Origin of the sequence: Enterobacter sp. V87_3 (assembly GCF_029967835.1) — a bacterium.
In the GTDB taxonomy this organism is placed as follows: Bacteria; Pseudomonadota; Gammaproteobacteria; order Enterobacterales; family Enterobacteriaceae; genus Enterobacter; species Enterobacter cancerogenus.
On record NZ_JASCAM010000010.1, the window covers coordinates 1 to 18005 of the forward strand.

Annotated in this window: 13 protein-coding genes; 4 read left to right on the forward strand and 9 right to left on the reverse strand. The window is 53.5% G+C overall.

Annotated features, from left to right (window positions below; translation table 11 throughout):
• Positions 1–92: 92 nt before the first annotated feature.
• From QLG21_RS00585 to zwf, 6 genes are all read right to left on the reverse strand, one after another.
• Positions 93–800, reverse strand: coding sequence for a hypothetical protein (locus QLG21_RS00585; RefSeq protein WP_137848839.1), 708 nt, complete (start codon positions 798–800; stop codon positions 93–95).
• 9 nt (positions 801–809) lie between these two features.
• The gene (locus QLG21_RS00590) at positions 810–2918 is read right to left on the reverse strand and encodes a DUF3274 domain-containing protein (RefSeq protein WP_137848840.1); all 2109 of its coding nucleotides are present in this window, start codon (positions 2916–2918) and stop codon (positions 810–812) included.
• Positions 2915–5428 carry a type VI secretion system tip protein VgrG gene (vgrG, locus tag QLG21_RS00595; RefSeq protein WP_282483655.1) on the reverse strand — a complete coding sequence of 838 codons (2514 nt, stop codon included), beginning with the start codon at positions 5426–5428 and terminating at the stop codon, positions 2915–2917. The genes QLG21_RS00590 and vgrG overlap by 4 nt, the downstream gene beginning before the upstream one ends.
• Positions 5429–5878: 450 nt before the next feature.
• Entirely contained in the window at positions 5879–6520 is a 642-nt protein-coding gene (gene kdgA / locus QLG21_RS00600) for a bifunctional 4-hydroxy-2-oxoglutarate aldolase/2-dehydro-3-deoxy-phosphogluconate aldolase (protein WP_006176036.1), read from the reverse strand.
• Between the two features lie 39 nt (positions 6521–6559).
• Complete coding sequence (gene edd, locus QLG21_RS00605) at positions 6560–8371, reverse strand: phosphogluconate dehydratase (protein WP_282483656.1); 1812 nt, start codon at positions 8369–8371, stop codon at positions 6560–6562.
• Positions 8372–8604: 233 nt separating this feature from the next.
• The gene (zwf, locus tag QLG21_RS00610; protein WP_282483657.1) at positions 8605–10080 is read right to left on the reverse strand and encodes a glucose-6-phosphate dehydrogenase; all 1476 of its coding nucleotides are present in this window, start codon (positions 10078–10080) and stop codon (positions 8605–8607) included.
• A gap of 358 nt (positions 10081–10438) precedes the next feature.
• On the opposite strand from zwf, the gene QLG21_RS00615 reads away from it, so the two are divergent.
• Both QLG21_RS00615 and pyk read left to right on the forward strand, forming a co-directional pair.
• Positions 10439–11308: a MurR/RpiR family transcriptional regulator gene (locus tag QLG21_RS00615; protein WP_006176039.1), complete on the forward strand. Its 870-nt coding sequence runs from the start codon at positions 10439–10441 to the stop codon at positions 11306–11308.
• Between the two features lie 122 nt (positions 11309–11430).
• Entirely contained in the window at positions 11431–12873 is a 1443-nt protein-coding gene (gene pyk / locus QLG21_RS00620; RefSeq protein ID WP_006176040.1) for a pyruvate kinase, read from the forward strand.
• A 59-nt stretch (positions 12874–12932) separates the two neighbouring features.
• Here the strand turns inward: pyk and lpxM are convergent, their stop codons facing one another.
• From lpxM to znuA, 3 genes are all read right to left on the reverse strand, one after another.
• Entirely contained in the window at positions 12933–13904 is a 972-nt protein-coding gene (gene lpxM / locus QLG21_RS00625) for a lauroyl-Kdo(2)-lipid IV(A) myristoyltransferase (protein WP_058610194.1), read from the reverse strand.
• 118 nt (positions 13905–14022) lie between these two features.
• The gene (gene mepM, locus QLG21_RS00630) at positions 14023–15342 is read right to left on the reverse strand and encodes a murein DD-endopeptidase MepM (RefSeq protein ID WP_282483658.1); all 1320 of its coding nucleotides are present in this window, start codon (positions 15340–15342) and stop codon (positions 14023–14025) included.
• A 15-nt stretch (positions 15343–15357) separates the two neighbouring features.
• Positions 15358–16302 (reverse strand): zinc ABC transporter substrate-binding protein ZnuA, encoded by a 945-nt coding sequence (znuA, locus tag QLG21_RS00635; RefSeq protein ID WP_042320059.1) that lies wholly within the window; start codon positions 16300–16302, stop codon positions 15358–15360.
• 77 nt (positions 16303–16379) lie between these two features.
• On the opposite strand from znuA, the gene znuC reads away from it, so the two are divergent.
• Entirely contained in the window at positions 16380–17135 is a 756-nt protein-coding gene (gene znuC, locus QLG21_RS00640) for a zinc ABC transporter ATP-binding protein ZnuC (RefSeq protein WP_006176044.1), read from the forward strand.
• Positions 17132–17917, forward strand: a complete 786-nt coding sequence (gene znuB, locus QLG21_RS00645; RefSeq protein ID WP_282483659.1) for a zinc ABC transporter permease subunit ZnuB — start codon at positions 17132–17134, stop codon at positions 17915–17917. The genes znuC and znuB overlap by 4 nt, the downstream gene beginning before the upstream one ends.
• Positions 17918–18005: the final 88 nt, after the last annotated feature.

Below are 18005 nucleotides of genomic sequence, written 5' to 3' on the forward strand. Positions count from 1 at the left end.
TAAACCACCTGCGTCGGTGGCTCTTTCGCCTGGCAACCTGTCGCCAGCCAAACGGTTGTAGCTGCAAGAACGATACAGAATCCTTTCATCAGTTATCGCCCCGCATTGATATCACATCGCATATGATCCCAGCCGGTATATCCCTTCACTTCGGGAACGCTGTCGGGTAAATCTTGCCAGTTGGTCTTAAATTGTTGCGTGCTGTGTGCCAGTCCTTGTTTCGTCAAATAGACTGTCCCCCAGGCCCAACCCGAAGAATGAGGTTCCAGCACCCCATTTACTTTATTGCCCATTCCATCATCCACGGTATAGGTAATCCCCGGCCCGCCGGGCAGAATCCGAGGATCTTCAAAGGGTTTTGAGGACATATACAGTCGGTGCCTGGTCTGCAAAAAACCTTGATCGTTGACGACGGTGAAAGAGATTATATCGTCATAATATGGTTGATTAGTACCATCAGGTTCGTTGGGACCTACCGAAAAAAACTGGGGGAACCATGTTTTACCATAATCTTTTGATATTATTGTTCCTGGGTCATCCCAGGTTGGTATGGCAATATAGCGTTCTGAAGGATGAATAAATTTTTTGGTAAAAATTCGATAAAATTGACTGACTGGTTCGGTATGAATACCCAGTTGAGTATCCGTATACCAGAGTTCCCCTTCGCAGTCCCATCCTTTGAGCTCGAGGTAACGATGTTCATCAAAACGATAAACTATCTGCGTTGGCGGTTCTTTCGCCTGGCAACCGGTCACAAAAAGGATAGCAGTGGACACAAGTCTTATAAATAATTTTTTCATGCTTAATCCTTAAGCTAGTTGATTATCACTCATGGGCTTCGGCATATCCCATTGCAGATTTGCTACTACCTGATTTCCCTTGGCCACATCTCCTGACGGCTTTATAGTTGTGGCATGGTTAAACTGATTTTTCACGCCATACTCTCCTTTAGGTAGCACCTCATCGGGTTTATTCATGTAAAATTTGGTTTGTGTTTCAGGTAATTTTCCGCTTCGGTGATATTCAGTAGCAGGTTGATAACTATTCTGCGGATCACGCCAGTCCGCACGATGTAATAACCCTTCCCAGAATTTTCCCGCCTGGTAATCGAATGATTTGCACTGCCCAATTGCCAGATCAAACGCCATCGCATGTGAAGGTGCGAATTCACTCATTACAATAGATGAGTGCTGGCTGTAACCAACCGGATCGATTTTCTGCCATTCAGCCTGTAATTCTTCTGGTGTTTTGAGCCAGGTCAGAGTGAGCAATTGAAAATCTTTTGAACCTGACACCTCACCATGAATAACCTTATGCTTGCGTTCAATGCTCTCAACCTCTCGCTCATAAGGCGTCAATACATGACCGGGACGCCAGCCAATACTTTGATAGCTATTAACCACATACGTTGCCGACGCTGTACGTTTAATTGCATAGGCTTTGGCAGAGTAGGAAATGTAAGCGTCCGGACTGTCCGGATCGATATAAGTTGAGTAGGGTTCGTCAGAGGTTTTCGGATCGTTATCAGGATGGTTATCCTGACCCTGTAGCTTGAATATAAACGGCTCGGGTAACTCTTCTCCGTTAATCACCACGTCATTATATGAATAACTCGCGTTCATCACAGGTGTGGTGCAGAAATCACCTTTACGTTCCGGGGCCATACTGAACAGCTCAGTCTCCAGGCGCCCCACCCAGCGGTGCTGGCAGAACGCCCTCTGACGAAGGTTGGGAATATTGCTTGCAATTTGAGCAGGTATGCCTCTCCAGCCAAAGCCCTGAATATTTTGCAGTGAGACGGTGCCATCTTGCGGACACCAATAGTTATACACTTTGCCATTATTGTCGCGTCGGTATTTAATCTCCTTTCGCAATGGATTATCAGAAGGTTTACGTAACGTACAGTCGGCTTCCATCGCCAGGAGGTCAGCATCAGACAGTTCACCGTCTTTATACTGCGTAGCCATTAAAGCGCAGAAGTTTTTGAACGTCTCCTGACGGGCAAACGCTGTCTGGTGATGACCGGGTTGTAAATCCTCACTGAGGCGGCCTTCAAGCGAATACGGCGAATGATTAAGGATGGTACAGTTAACCGGAACGAAATTTGCCTGCTTGACGAGCATATTTGCCAGCATGGTAATGATCGTACCCTGACTGTGCGACACAATGTTAATAACATCCTTCGCTGTGACAGGCTCACTTCTAATCTGGATAATCAAATCGGCCAGGCGCTGAGCAGCAAAAAACTGATAAATGCGGTGCGGATTCGGGAAAATCGGGTGCGTATAATCGCCACCGTTCATGTACAACGTGGCAAACCCTGCGGCCGCCAGCGCTATGCCACCCGCTCCCGGTCCTAACATATCGGGAATATTGGTTGTTGCATTAGCAAACGTCCCGCCCCCCTTGGCAAAATTCGTATCTAATGCGTTTTTAAAGTTATCGTTCTGATACTTAAACGGTCCTTGCCCGTCATTTCCCAGAACTTTTTTATTGTTCTCGTTATCTTCCTGATAAGCGTCATAGGGCAGATGAGCGCTGTGGCTTAATTTGCCGACTTCTTCCCGGTAACGTTTCTGATCCGCCCTGTAGTCATCATGCGTGACAGGCTTATACCCCCAGTAAAACGGTATAATGGGAGATCGACCGGGGGTGATGATCCTGTAGTCCTTCCATTCGTGGGCGTAAAAATCCTGGCGGTTAAGCCGTTTTCCCAACCCTGCAAGAATGCCCCTCTCCTGGTTCTGGTAGGCCTCACCCACGTCATTCACTCCATGGACAAGAATAACGATACCCGGCATAGGGCGAGGCACCCCGACGTTGCGCGTCTGGGCAACTTCTCCCAGGTTTTTGTGTACCGGGATGTCGCCTTCAGAGACGATCCTCGGAGCATACGGTTTTATCTTCGTATCCTTCATTCCAACAACTCCATTTTGTAACTGTCGAGGTCGTCGGCATCAAGCAGCGGTGACTGACCGCGGTTGTCCGTTACCCCTTCCACCACCTGACCAGCCGAATTTGTTAGCCTGAATTTTTTGTTTGCCAGAATCTGCTCCGGGTCATCACCCGCATGCAGCTTGTAACGGAGTTTGAACGCACCTTTGTCAAAGGCTGGCGGTTGTATCGACGCACTTTCCGGGCCCTCGTATTTCAGGCTCGGCGCTTTCAATTCGATACCTGTCGGTGAGAAAATCGTGACCAACCCACTCGGACTAATGCGGATCCCACCCCCGCCGCAGACAAATTGCATGCCTTCTTTAGCACTACCGTTCATCTTTCCGGCAGTGCTCGCCAGCGTGAAATCCTGTTGCGACAGCATGTGCATACCTCCACGCTGCGCCTGCGTCGTAATATCCCCCGCACCGGCAATAATCTGTATGCCGAGTTTGCGGGCAAACAGCGATAGCTTCTCCCCCACAGCCAGCGAGAATTTTTTCACCACATTCATGCTGGCGTTGCTTTGCGCCGTTGCAATAAGGTCATCCCCGGCTGAAAGTTGCAGGCTATCCGGAGTCACGAGTGCAATCCCGTTCATGCCATACGAAAGAATGCCCGGTCCCGTGAGGTTGCTCAGCGTCTGGCTGAGCGCCCTTTGCCGATCGGTTTCCACATTGCCTGCACCTGCCGTTAACGCACTTTGTTGCAGGGTCATTGCCAGCGATAAGGCTTTTTCCAGTTGAGCAATGGCAGCGGTCATATCAAGCTGTTTGCCCGCCGCGCGCGGCTGGGCCTCGGTGGTAATCATTACCCCTTTGGAGGCTCGCAGCGCCATCCAGTCGTCGGTGCGGGCCTCTATACCCTCTCCGCGCTTTTTCCCTTCAGCATCCACCAGATGCCCAACGCTGACTTGCCCTTTGCCATACTCTGTAGCGATCTTGATATGTTCCTGTCCGCGACGATCCTCAAGACGGATTTTGTTCGACGCCGCCGTGCGGATCACATTTCGCGTATCGTTGCGGTTTGTAACCAAATCCGGGTGGCTGCCGTCGTGCATGGCATGAGCGATAAAGGGCCTGTCCGGATCGCCACCTTCAAAACCCACAGCAACTTCAGTTCCCTCGAGCAATGGAAAATGGAAACCAAAGGTGTCGCCTGCATACGATCGGCCGAGGCGTACCAGAGCGCTTTCAAATCCCTCACGTTTTTCATCCAGATCAAAATCAAACTTCACCCGGTAGCGCCCTGTGGCATCAAGGCCGGCATAGGTTTTATCACTGCCAATAGCCATCACTCTGGCAGGCACCGTTCCGGCTATTACCGGTCGGGATAACGATTCAGGACGATAGCAATAACCGTGGATATGGGGGCCCCCTGACAAAACGGCGCGATAATGCTCTGCACGGCTGCTGCTAATGGTCATTTCGGTAATGACAAACCCGGTTTTAAACCCCTCAGGAACAGGTCCTGTGGGATAAAACATAATGCCTGGCTGGAGTTCAGGGTCGCTGGTTGTTGCCCCCAGAGTAGTCTGCCTGTTCAGCAGGCGTTCATAACGCAACCGGGCGTAAAAGGTTGCGGTTTCTGCCTCTTCGCCGTAAAAATCGCCGTCAGCAAAATAGTGATCGCCGTAATGATAGTGTTGTCCTGAGGTTATATCGTCAGGTATATCATTCAATTTGATGGTCTTATCTGACTGCGGCGATCGCGATTCACGGTAGTTGTAAGTGCGAACCAACACATTTTTTGGAACCAGGTCGTAATGTTCTTCAAGATCGGTAATGTATTCGTCGTAACTGGTCATGCCTGAATTTCTGACATAAGGCAGCGGTTTATCATGGAAGCGGTAGCGATAGTCAGAATCCCCAAAAATAACGACCGTTTCCGTCTTCACGTTGTCGTGATTTTCAAAACGGAACCAGATCCCAACCTCTGCCAGTAACCGACGGATAAATTGCAGATCGGTTTCTTTCCACTGAATAAGCATTTCTCTTCGGGGGTAACTGTGATGCAGATGGTCAAAATCAATGTTGTAGCCGTCAAAGTGTCCGCTGTCTTTCATCAGGCTCGCCACCAGTTCCGGTACGGTCATGTTTATATACACGGCAGAACGGTAACTTTTATCCATCAACGCCAGCTCATGCTCCAGTACGCATTCATACAGTGCTTCATCTCCTGAAGATGTAAGGCGGGAGAATTGAGTGATCGTGCCATTAATTTGGCGAACCGGCAGCCAGGGCGTTTCCCCTTGCCAGGCAGCCTTCGGATTCGGTGCGCGCAAAATAAATTCGGCAATCTGGTTAAGAACGGCATCGATAGAAATGTTTTGATCGGGACTGGTAAAGCGAATGGTATAATGATATGGCTTGCTTAATGCTTCTTTTCCTGTAAAAGAATGAACATCGCAAATAACATTTTTGCTACGAGGAAAATACAATAAATAGCGATTTAACGTATCATGCAATTGAACCGTCTCAGATAGCCCTGTCATAGTTAAATGTCCTTTTAACAAACGGCGTGTTTATCTAAAACATTACACCCACTCAGCGAACATTAAAACATCCACCTTCAAATTAAAATGGGTTCTTAATTGCCAAAATATTCATTAAGCATATAGAAAAGACAAAAAACAATCACACAACAAATTAAATCAGTATATAAAAAATCATACCATTAGCAGTTAAACATACCTTATTTACGAGAAATGATGACAGCTTTACACAATTATCATTCATCGCTGATTGTTGGTTTATTTGCATTTCCGTGACGTGATACGGAGATTTCGAAAAAAGGAATATATTTCACGGACAGGCGCACAGGTAATATTGCCACTATTGCAGGAACAATGTGACCTGAGGAGTGAGAAAATGCATGAAGACTGCTGGCCACATTAAGTGACCAGCATCAGGCCATCTGGCCCGTTTTTCTTACGGCAGATAGCTTACTGCTTCGCGCCTTCAACCGCTTCGCGAGCAAGCTTCGTGATGCGATCCCAGTCTCCTGCTTCCAGCGCATCCGCCGGAACCAGCCAGGAACCGCCGATGCACAGCACGCTTTTCAGCGCCAGGTAGTCACGGTAGTTCGCCGGTGAGATACCGCCGGTCGGGCAGAAGCGAACCTGTGAGAACGGGCCTGCAATTGCCTGCAGCGCTTTGGTGCCGCCGTTGGCTTCCGCCGGGAAGAATTTAAACTCTTTCAGACCGTAGTCCATGCCCAGCATCAGTTCAGAAACGGTGCTGATGCCCGGGATCAGTGGAATGGTGCCTTCGGTTGCCGCTTTCAGCAGTGGCTCAGTCAGGCCCGGGCTAATGGCAAACTGTGCCCCCGCTTCGGTAACGTCCGCCAGCTGCTGCGCGTTCAGCACGGTACCCGCGCCAATAATGGCATCCGGTACTTCTTTGGCGATAGCGCGAATCGCGTCCATCGCACATGCGGTACGCAGCGTCACTTCCAGAACACGAACACCGCCTGCAACCAGCGCTTTCGCCATCGGAACGGCGTGCTCCAGTTTGTTCACCACGATAACCGGCACTACCGGGCCTGTTGTCAGGATTGCTTCTGCACTTGTTTTCCAGTTTTTCATCAGAGTCTTCTCTCGCCAGATCGTTAAAATCAAGTCGTCTTAAAACGTAATACAGGTTGCGCCCTGCTCCGCGCCGGAAAGTTTCTCACGCAGCGCACCAAACATTTCACGCCCGGTGCCCACGCGTGACGCGCTCAGGTCAGGAATATGCGGCTTACGTGCCGCCAGCTCGGCCTCATCCACCAGCAGGGTTAACTCACCCGTCTGGCCGTTAACGCGAATGATGTCGCCATCACGGACCTTCGCCAGCAAGCCGCCGTCGTAGGCTTCCGGGGTCACGTGGATCGCTGAAGGTACTTTACCTGATGCCCCGGAGAGGCGTCCATCGGTCACTAACGCAATTTTGAAACGGCGGTCCAATAATACACCAAGCGGCGGCATAAGTTTATGCAATTCTGGCATACCGTTCGCTTTTGGCCCCTGATGACGGACCACCACGACGCAATGCTTATCCAGAAGACCGGCATCGAAAGCAGGCAATACGTCATGCTGGCTTTCAAACACCACGGCTGGCGCTTCGATAATCTGGTTCTCTTCCGGTACGGCAGAGGTCTTCATCACCGCGCGGCCCAGGTTGCCGCTCAGCACTTTGGTGCCGCCGTGTGGCGAGAATGGCTGTTCAAACGTCGCGATGACGTTCGCGTCGAGAGAAGCCGTCGCCCCTTCGCGCCAGTCCAGCTCGCCGTTGTTCAGCCATGGCTCCAGGGTGTAACGCTGCAAACCGAAGCCTGCTACCGTGTTCACGTCTTCATGCAGCAGCCCGCCCTTCAGCAACTCGCGCATCAGCACAGGTACACCACCGGCAGCCTGGAAGTGGTTGATATCAGCCGGGCCATTCGGGTAGAGGCGCGCCATCAGCGGCACGACGGAGGAGATGTCAGAGAAATCATCCCAGTTGATCAGAATGCCTGCCGCGCGCGCCATCGCCACCAGGTGCATGGTGTGGTTGGTCGAGCCGCCGGTTGCCAGCAGCGCAACGATGCCGTTAACGATAACCTTCTCGTCAACCATTTTGCCCAGCGGCATCCATTCGTTGCCGTTTCCGGTCAGGCGCGTTACCTGGCGCGCTGCGGCTTCGGTCAGCGCCTGACGCAGCGGTGCATCCGGCTGAATGAAGGACGACCCCGGAAGCTGCATACCCATAAACTCCACCACCATCTGGTTGGTGTTGGCCGTTCCGTAGAAGGTGCAGGTTCCAGGGGCGTGATAGGAGGCGGCCTCGGCTTCGAGCAGCGCCTGACGATCGGCTTTGCCCTCGGCATAGAGCTGGCGAATACGCACTTTTTCTTTGTTCGGCAGGCCGCTCGCCATTGGGCCTGACGGCACGAAGATCGCAGGCAGATGACCGAAGGACAGCGCCGCCATCGCCAGGCCCGGGACGATTTTGTCACACACGCCGAGGTAGAGCGCGCCATCAAACATGTTATGGGATAAGCCGACGGCCGCCGACATGGCGATCACTTCGCGGCTCAACAGGGACAGCTCCATCCCATCCTGGCCCTGCGTGACGCCATCGCACATTGCCGGTACGCCACCAGCCACCTGCCCCACCGCGTTGACGCTGTGCAGCGCTTTACGAATGATATTTGGGTAGACCTCATACGGCTGGTGCGCAGACAGCATGTCGTTATAGGAGGTAATGATGGCGATATTGTTACGCAGCATGCTTTTCAGCGAGTCTTTATCGTCAGGCTGACACGCCGCAAAACCGTGGGCCAGATTGCCGCAGGCGAGCTGAGAGCGATGTACGGTGTTACTTTTGGCCTGTTGAATGCGGGCGAGGTAGGCCGAACGGGTCTCTTTCGAGCGCTCGGCAATGCGCTGTGTTACGCGTAACAATGTCGGATTCATAGAAGCTCCTCTAATTTATCTGGCCGGGCTCGGGAGTTTGCACTATCTCTTGCGGCTGTTAACAGCGCTGAAACGCTTGGCGTCCGGAGCTCAGGGGCAAAATCACTTCCGGCAGTGTAATAAAAAAAGCTCCGCGGGTGAATCCACGCGGAGCTTAAAAGATTAAAAATTGTGCCACTAACTGTGTTAGATCATGTTACCGGTAAAATAACACCTCAGGGTTAGAGGAATTCTTACTCAAACTCGTTCCAGGAACGACCATCGCGGGTGATCATCGCAACGGAGGCAACCGGGCCCCAGGTGCCCGCCTGATACGGTTTTGGCGCATCCTGATCGGCAGCCCAGGCTTCGGTGATGGAGTCGACCCATTTCCACGCCTCTTCAACCTCATCACGACGCACGAACAGCGCCTGGATACCACGCATGGTTTCCAGCAGCAGGCGCTCGTAAGCATCCGCGAGGTGCGTTTCGTTGAAGGTTTCGGAGTAGCTCAGGTCCAGCTTGGTGGTCTGCAGGTTATGCTTGTGATCCAGCCCCGGGACTTTATTGAGGATCTGGATATCCACGCCCTCGTCTGGCTGCAGACGAATGGTCAGCTTGTTCTGCGGCAGCTCCTGCCAGGACTCTTTGAACAGGTTCAGTTCCGGGTTCTTGAAATACACCACCACTTCAGAGCATTTCGTCGGCAGACGTTTACCGGTACGCAGGTAGAACGGCACCCCAGCCCAGCGCCAGTCATCAATATCAACGCGGATCGCCACAAAGGTTTCGGTGTTACTGGCTTTGTTCGCACCCTCTTCTTCCAGGTAGCCAGGCACTTTTTTGCCCTGCGCAAAGCCTGCGGTGTACTGACCGCGAACGGTTTTCTCACGCACGTTGGAGCGGTCAATGCGACGCAGTGATTTGAGCACTTTTACTTTGGCATCGCGGATGCTGTCAGCCGTCAGGTCTGACGGCGGCGACATGGCGATCATGCAGAGGATCTGCAGCAGGTGGTTCTGGATCATGTCGCGCATCTGGCCGGCCTGGTCAAAGTAACCCCAGCGACCTTCGATACCCACCTCTTCAGCCACGGTGATCTCCACGTGGTCGATGGTGCGGTTATCCCAGTTGTTCACAAACAGTGAGTTGGCGAAACGCAGCGCCAGCAGGTTCAGAACGGTCTCTTTACCCAGATAGTGGTCGATACGGTAAACCTGGCACTCTTCGAAATACTCTCCCACCTGATCGTTGATCTCACGAGAGGTAGCCAGTGACGTGCCCAGCGGTTTTTCCATTACCACGCGCGCAGGCTTGGCATTGAGGTTTGCCTCGCCCAGACCGCGGCAGATAGCGCCGAAGGTGCTTGGCGGCATCGCGAAATAGTTGATGGTGACGCGGTTTTCCTGGTCCAGCATCTCACCTAAACGGCTAAACGCGCTCACGTCATTCACGTCCAGGTTGCAGAAATCAAGGCGTCCGCTCAGCGTATCCCACAAACGTTCGTCGACTTTCTCTTTCATGAACGTTTCGAGCGCTTCACGCACGACTTTGGTATAAGCGTCCTTGTCCCAGTCGGCGCGCCCCACGCCCAGGATACGGGTATCCGGGTGAAGTTGGCCCGCTTTCTCCAGTTGATACAGGGAAGGCAGCAATTTACGGCGTGCAAGATCGCCTTTCGCGCCGAAAATGACCAGGTCACATGCCTGGGCTGTTTGCGTTACCGCCATGTCATTCTCCTCAGTTGGAATACCCGGTGCTTCTGCCAGGTATCGTTGTAATTTTATTACAATGCACTGTACTGCTTTTACGTCATTCCCGAAACCATTAGCGCTTAACGTCGCGTGCGATACCGCGATTTTTCGCCAGTCTGCGGCAGGTGACGCAGTAATGGTGCGAAAACCGTTGATTCTTTGTACTCATTGACCGCTGTAAAACCCGACAGCGATCAAGTAATGAAAAAAAACAACATCATTTCTTATCGACTGTTACCCTTTAGGGAAGTCACAGGGGTAATATCGACGAAATCGATTCGTGATTTCATCGATTAATGAAATCGTTTCTGCCCTCACGAGCGTCTTGTTAATAATGAACATGCTGGAAAAAATCCAGTTCCAACTGGAACACCTTAGCAAATCCGAGCGAAAAGTGGCTGAAGTCATTCTCGCTTCGCCCGCTCAGGCGATTCATTCAAGCATCGCCGCTCTGGCACAGGAATCGGGCGTCAGCGAACCGACGGTTAACCGATTCTGCCGTAGCCTGGAAACGCGCGGCTTCCCTGATTTTAAACTGCATCTCGCCCAAAGTCTGGCAAACGGCACCCCGTATGTTAATCGCAATGTGGATGAAGACGACAGCGTTGATGCGTATACAGCAAAAATTTTCGAGTCGGCCATGGCCACGCTGGACCACGTCCGTCAGTCGTTAGAGATGGCTTCGGTGAATCGCGCGGTGGATTTACTGACGCAGGCCAAGCGCATCGCCTTTTTCGGGCTGGGCTCTTCCGCCGCCGTGGCGCACGACGCGATGAACAAGTTTTTCCGCTTCAACGTGCCGGTTATCTATTCCGATGACATTGTGCTGCAACGCATGAGCTGTATGAATTGTAGCGAAGATGATGTCGTGGTTCTCATCTCACACACCGGACGCACAAAAAGTCAGGTCGAGCTGGCGCAACTGGCACGTGAAAACGATGCCATGGTGATTGCGCTGACGACGGCGGGCACGCCGCTGGCGCGTGAGGCCACGCTTGCCATTACCCTTGATGTGCCAGAAGACACCGACATGTACATGCCAATGGTCTCTCGCCTGGCTCAGTTGACGGTAATTGACGTGCTGGCGACCGGTTTTACCCTCCGCCGGGGGGCAAAATTCAGGGATAACTTGAAGCGGGTCAAGGAAGCGCTGAAGGAATCGCGTTTTGATAAAGAACTGCTTATAAAGAGTAACACCCCTTAAAAGTCAAAAATGACGTTGTACGATTCACGGCAACCGGTCAGTTCTCTGATGCTTTGCAGCAGAATGAAGGCCGATTTATTGTTCACGCAACACCAAAGTTGTTTCAGTCAACGGAGTATTACATGTCCAGAAGGCTTCGCAGAACCAAGATCGTAACCACCTTAGGCCCGGCCACCGATCGCGACAATAACCTCGAAAAAATTATTGCCGCAGGCGCCAACGTGGTGCGTATGAACTTCTCTCACGGTACACCAGAAGACCATAAACTACGTGCTGACAAAGTCCGCGAAATCGCGGCTAAACTGGGCCGTCACGTTGCCATCCTCGGTGACCTGCAGGGTCCAAAAATTCGCGTATCCACCTTCAAAGAAGGGAAAGTCTTCCTCAATATTGGCGATAAGTTCCTGCTTGATGCCAACCTGAGCAAAGGCGAAGGCGACAAAGAGAAAGTCGGTATCGATTACAAAGGCCTGCCTGCAGACGTGGTGCCTGGCGACATCCTGCTGCTCGACGACGGTCGCGTGCAGCTTAAAGTGCTGGAAGTTCAGGGCATGAAGGTGTTTACCGAAGTCACCGTTGGCGGCCCACTCTCCAACAACAAAGGCATCAACAAGCTCGGTGGCGGCCTTTCAGCGGAAGCGCTGACCGAAAAAGACAAAGCCGATATCGTGACAGCCGCGCAGATTGGCGTTGACTATCTGGCCGTCTCCTTCCCGCGCTGCGGCGAAGATCTGAACTACGCGCGTCGTCTGGCACGCGATGCGGGTTGCGACGCTAAAATCGTGGCTAAAGTCGAACGCGCTGAAGCGGTGTGCGACCAGGATGCGATGGACGATGTCATTCTGGCCTCTGACGTGGTGATGGTTGCCCGTGGCGACCTGGGCGTGGAAATTGGCGACCCTGAACTCGTCGGTATCCAGAAAGCGCTGATCCGCCGTGCGCGCCAACTGAACCGTGCGGTGATCACCGCGACCCAGATGATGGAGTCGATGATCACTAACCCAATGCCGACCCGTGCGGAAGTGATGGACGTGGCGAACGCCGTGCTCGACGGTACCGATGCGGTTATGCTGTCAGCGGAAACCGCTGCAGGTCAGTATCCTGCTGAAACCGTGGCCGCTATGGCGCGCGTCTGCCTGGGTGCTGAAAAAATCCCAAGCATCAACGTCTCCAAACACCGTCTGGATATTCAGTTCGACAACGTGGAAGAAGCGATTGCGATGTCCGCGATGTATGCCGCCAACCACCTGAAAGGGGTGACCGCGATCATCACCATGACGGAGTCTGGCCGTACCGCACTGATGACCTCCCGTATCAGCTCCGGCTTGCCTATCTTTGCGATGTCTCGCCACGAGCGCACGCTGAACCTCACGGCGCTCTATCGCGGCGTTACGCCGGTGCACTTCGACAGCGCCAACGACGGCGTTGCGGCGGCTAACGATGCGGTGAACCTGCTGCGCGATAAAGGCTATCTGGTGTCCGGCGATATCGTGATCGTGACCCAGGGTGATGTCATGAGCACCATCGGCTCCACCAACACCACCCGCGTTATGACGGTCGAGTAATCGCGACGGCAAGGACGAAACCCTCTCCCTGCAGGGAGAGGGTCAATGCGAAGGGCGATTTACTTCTTAGGGAAAAGCTCTTTGCGTTTATACGGCTCGATTTCCCCAGGCTTACGCGTTTTGAGCAGCTTGAGTATCCAGGTGTACTGTTCTTTATGCGGCCCCACCAGCAACTCCACCTCTTCGTTCATGCGGCGCGCAATGGTCGTGTCGTCGGCGGTCAGTAAGTCATCCATCGGCGGACGTACTTCTATGCTCAGACGATGCGTTTTGCCGTCATAAACGGGGAACAGCGGGATCACACGCGCGCGGCACACTTTCATCAGGCGACCAATCGCCGGTAATGTCGCTTTATAGGTGGCGAAGAAATCCACGAACTCGCTATGCTCGGGTCCATGATCCTGATCCGGCAGATAGTAACCCCAGTAGCCCTGACGCACGGACTGGATAAACGGCTTGATACCGTCGTTACGCGCATGCAGGCGCCCCCCAAAGCGACGGCGCACGGTGTTCCAGACAAAATCAAAAATCTTATTGCCCTGGTTGTGGAACATGGCCGCCATCTTCTGCCCCTGAGAAGCCATCAGCATCGCGGGAATGTCCACTCCCCAGCCGTGAGGCACCAGGAAAATCACCTTCTCGTCGTTGCGACGCATTTCCTCGATGATGTCCATCCCTTTCCAGTCGACGCGCGGCAGGACCTTCTCCGGCCCTTTCAGCGCCAGCTCGGCCATCATCGCCATCGCCTGCGGCGCGGTGGTATACATGGCATCAATGATTGCCTCGCGCTCGGCCTCGCTCTTTTCCGGGAAACAGTACAGAAGATTAATCTGCGCACGGCGACGCGCGCTTTTGCCCATGCGACCAGCCAGGCGACCGACCGTACCCAGGAACGGGTCGCGCACGGATGCCGGGAGCAACGCTATCCCCGCAAACGCATAAACGCCAAGCCAGGCTCCCCAGTTTCGCGGATGGCGGAAAGATTTTTCATACTCAGGAATGTATTCAATATTGTTTTTTTTAGTTTCCATGCTGATTCCAGGGTCCGGTGACGCAAAAAATTATTCAGATAGTGTAGCGAGGCTGCGGCCCGCGCACAAAAGAAAAAGCCGGCGCACAGGGAGCCGGCTTTGCGGTAAAACAGAGGGCTTAGTCGAAGCGCAGCTGTGGCATCACCTCTTTGACCTGCGCCAGGTAGTCGGTACGATCTTTACCCGTCAGGCCTTCCGTGCGCGGCAGTTTCGCCGTCAGCGGATTCACCGCCTGCTGGTTGATCCACACTTCATAGTGCAGGTGCGGCCCGGTTGAACGCCCGGTATTGCCCGATAGCGCAATGCGGTCTCCGCGCTTCACTTTCTGACCCGGTTTGACCAGCAGCTTACGCAGGTGCATATAGCGTGTGGTATAGGTACGACCATGACGAACCGCCACGTAATAGCCGGCCGCGCCGCTGCGTTTGGCCATAACGACCTCACCGTCGCCCACCGCCAGTACCGGCGTGCCCTGCGGCATCGCGAAGTCCACGCCACGGTGCGGCGCAATGCGGCCCGTGACCGGGTTCAGACGACGCGGGTTAAAGTTGGAGGAGACGCGGAACTGTTTCGCGGTCGGGAAACGCAGGAAACCTTTCGCAAGGCCTGTCCCGTTACGGTCGTAGAACTTACCGTCTTCGGCGCGAATAGCATAATAATCTTTGCCCGCAGAACGCAGACGCACGCCAAGCAGTTGGCTCTGTTCGCGTTTGCCGTCAAGCATCTCGCGAGACATCAGCACAGAGAACTCATCGCCTTTTTTCAGTTTGCGGAAGTCCATCTGCCACTGCATGGCTTTGATAACCGAGCTGATTTCAGCGCTGGTCAGGCCGGCATCCCGTGCCGCAGCGACAAAGCTCCCTCCAACGGTGCCTTTCATCACGCTGTTGACCCAGTCGCCCTGCTGCATTTCGCTGGTCATCTTAAAACCGTTTGCAGTGCGATCGTAGGTGCGCGTTTCACGGCGCGACATTTCCCACGTCAGGCGCTGTAAATCACCGTCTGCGGTTAGCGTCCATGAGAGTTGTTGACCAATCTTGAGGTTGCGTAACTCTTTATCCGAGGCCGCGAGCTGGCTGATATCACCCATCTCGATGCCGTACTGGTTGAGCACGCTGCTTAGCGTATCGCCCGTCGACACGACATATTCGTGAATGCCTGCTTCATTGGCGATTTTATCATCCAGCTCATCCTGAGGGATCGCTTCATCTTCCTGCGCAGCCTGATCGATAGGCTCGCTGGCTTCAGGCAGAAGAGAACGAATTTCACTCTTTTCAAGCTCGATGGTTTTGATGATAGGGGCAGAACTCGGGTGGTAAACATAGGGCCGCCAGACGGCGACCGCTAAGGTGAGAACCGTAAGCGACCCCAGCATAACGCGATGGGGTCGAGGCAAATTGTTAAATGCCAGGGCGACAGAGCGGGCTATCTGTTGCACGTATTCACTTCCTCGTTAATCTCCTTTCAGGCAGCTCGCATACTGGTTCGCCAGTTGGCTGAGGAACTGCGAATAGCTCGCTTTGCTCAACTGGATGTTCGTTCCTAGCGGGTCAAGGGTACCCATGCGCACGGATGTTCCCCTGGCCACGGCTTCTACGACCGCTGGCCTGAACTGTGGCTCAGCAAAAACGCATGTCGCTTTTTGCTCAACCAACTGTGTTCTGATTTCATGTAAACGCTGCGCACCAGGCTGAATTTCCGGGTTGACGGTGAAATGCCCCAGCGGGGTCAGACCGTAGTGTTTTTCGTAATAGCCGTAGGCGTCATGAAAAACGAAATACCCTTTTCCTTTCAGCGGCGCGAGCTCGTTACCCACCTGTTTATCGGTTGCGGCTAATTGTGCCTCAAAATCCTTCAGGTTGGCGTCAAGTTTGGCTCGACTTTGCGGCATAAGTTCCACTAATTTGTCGTGGATTGCAACCGCGGACAGGCGCGCTATCTCAGGGGAAAGCCACAGGTGCATGTTGTATTCACCATGATGGTGATCGCCGTCACCTTTTTCGCCGTGAGCATGATCGTGACCGTGTTCGTCGCCATCGTCGTCAGACCCTTTCATGAGCAACGGTTTCACGCCAGCAAGTTCAGCAATGGTGACCTGTTTCTGCGCAGGCACCTGTTTAGCCGTCTTCTGCATGAAGGCTTCCATCTCGGGACCAATCCACACAACTAAGTCCGCGTTTTGTAAGCGTTTTACATCAGAAGGACGCAAAGAATAGTCATGCTCAGAGGCACCGTCAGGCAGTAACACCTGTGTCTCCGTGACGCCATCAGCAATGGCAGACGCGATAAATCCAAGCGGTTTAAGCGAAGCGACAACAGCGGCGTTAACATCTTGTGCTGTTGTACCCCAAAGGGCAGCGGATAATGCTGCGAAAAGAAGCGTATTTTTCTGTAACATAATGCGACTAATCATCGTAATGAATGTGGGGAATGTGATATTATAACATTTCACGACTTCTGCAAGCGTAAATTGACATGACGACTTTGGTTTCTCTCGAAAAAATTTCGGTCTCTTTTGGTCAGCGCCGCGTCCTCTCTGACGTGTCGCTTGACCTGAAGCCCGGTAAAATTTTAACGCTGCTCGGCCCCAACGGCGCGGGTAAATCGACGCTTGTGCGCGTGGTGCTTGGACTGATAGCACCTGATGAAGGGGTTATCAAGCGCGACGGACAGCTGCGTATTGGCTATGTGCCGCAGAAATTACACCTGGACGCGACCCTGCCGCTGACGGTCAGCCGCTTTTTGCGCCTTCGTCCCGGTACGCGTAAAGATGATATTCTGCCGGCGCTCAAACGTGTCCAGGCCGGTCATCTGATTGACGCCCCCCTGCAAAAACTCTCGGGCGGCGAAACCCAGCGCGTCTTGCTGGCGCGGGCATTGTTAAGTAGCCCGCAGCTGCTGGTGCTTGATGAACCGACGCAGGGCGTTGACGTCAATGGCCAGGTTGCCCTCTACGATCTGATCGACCAACTGCGCCGCGAGCTAAACTGCGCGGTACTCATGGTATCGCACGATCTGCATCTGGTGATGGCGAAGACCGACGAAGTACTGTGTCTGAACCATCACATCTGCTGCTCCGGCACGCCAGAGGTCGTTTCAATGCACCCGGAATTTATCTCAATGTTTGGACACCGGGGTGCCGAGCAGCTGGGCATTTATCGCCATAATCACAACCACCGCCATGATTTACAGGGACGAATTGTCCTGCGTCGGGGAAATGGACACTCATGATTGAACTGTTACTGCCCGGCTGGCTGGCCGGGGTTATGCTTGCCTGCGCCGCCGGGCCTTTAGGCTCATTCGTTGTCTGGCGCAGAATGTCTTACTTCGGCGATACCCTGGCACACGCCTCGTTGCTGGGCGTGGCCTTTGGCTTGCTGCTGAATATCAATCCGTTTTACGCCGTGATAGTGGTCACGCTGCTGCTGGCCGCCGGGCTGGTCTGGCTGGAAAAACGCCCTCACCTCGCTATTGATACGCTGCTCGGCATTATGGCGCACAGCGCCCTGTCGCTGGGTCTGGTCGTCGTGAGCCTGATGTCGAACATCCGCGTGGATTTGATGGCCTACCTGTTCGGCGATCTCCTCGCGGTGACGCCGGAAGACCTGATCTCGATCGCCATTGGCGTGGTGGTTGTGCTGGGGATCCTCTTCTGGCAGTGGCGCAATCTTCTGGCGATGACCATCAGCCCGGATCTGGCCTTCGTCGATGGGGTTAAGCTTCAGCGCGTGAAGCTGCTGCTGATGCTGGTCACGGCGTTAACCATCGGCGTGGCCATGAAGTTTGTTGGTGCGTTGATCATTACGTCCCTGCTGATTATCCCCGCCGCCACCGCGCGTCGTTTTGCCCGTACGCCGGAGCAGATGGCAGGCATTGCGGTGGTTATCGGGATGATTGCGGTAACGGGCGGGTTAACCTTCTCCGCGTTCTACGACACGCCAGCAGGCCCTTCTGTGGTATTGAGTGCGGCAGTGTTATTTATCTTCAGTATGATGAAAAAGACCGCGCAGTAGTCAGTATGTCCCCGGTGACGCTTCGCTTACCGGGGCGACAAAATCAACAGAATATCCGTAAGCCGGATTAGGCGAAGCCGCCATCCGG

What these genes read in the sequence shown, in the direction of transcription:
- QLG21_RS00585 (WP_137848839.1), bottom strand. Translation starts at nt 800, where the DNA reads ATGAAAAAATTATTTATAAGACTTGTGTCCACTGCTATCCTTTTTGTG.
- QLG21_RS00590 (WP_137848840.1), bottom strand. Translation starts at nt 2,918, where the DNA reads ATGAAGGATACGAAGATAAAACCGTATGCTCCGAGGATCGTCTCTGAA.
- vgrG (WP_282483655.1), bottom strand. Translation starts at nt 5,428, where the DNA reads ATGACAGGGCTATCTGAGACGGTTCAATTGCATGATACGTTAAATCGC.
- kdgA (WP_006176036.1), bottom strand. Translation starts at nt 6,520, where the DNA reads ATGAAAAACTGGAAAACAAGTGCAGAAGCAATCCTGACAACAGGCCCG.
- edd (WP_282483656.1), bottom strand. Translation starts at nt 8,371, where the DNA reads ATGAATCCGACATTGTTACGCGTAACACAGCGCATTGCCGAGCGCTCG.
- zwf (WP_282483657.1), bottom strand. Translation starts at nt 10,080, where the DNA reads ATGGCGGTAACGCAAACAGCCCAGGCATGTGACCTGGTCATTTTCGGC.
- QLG21_RS00615 (WP_006176039.1), top strand. Translation starts at nt 10,439, where the DNA reads ATGAACATGCTGGAAAAAATCCAGTTCCAACTGGAACACCTTAGCAAA.
- pyk (WP_006176040.1), top strand. Translation starts at nt 11,431, where the DNA reads ATGTCCAGAAGGCTTCGCAGAACCAAGATCGTAACCACCTTAGGCCCG.
- lpxM (WP_058610194.1), bottom strand. Translation starts at nt 13,904, where the DNA reads ATGGAAACTAAAAAAAACAATATTGAATACATTCCTGAGTATGAAAAA.
- znuA (WP_042320059.1), bottom strand. Translation starts at nt 16,302, where the DNA reads ATGTTACAGAAAAATACGCTTCTTTTCGCAGCATTATCCGCTGCCCTT.
- znuC (WP_006176044.1), top strand. Translation starts at nt 16,380, where the DNA reads ATGACGACTTTGGTTTCTCTCGAAAAAATTTCGGTCTCTTTTGGTCAG.
- znuB (WP_282483659.1), top strand. Translation starts at nt 17,132, where the DNA reads ATGATTGAACTGTTACTGCCCGGCTGGCTGGCCGGGGTTATGCTTGCC.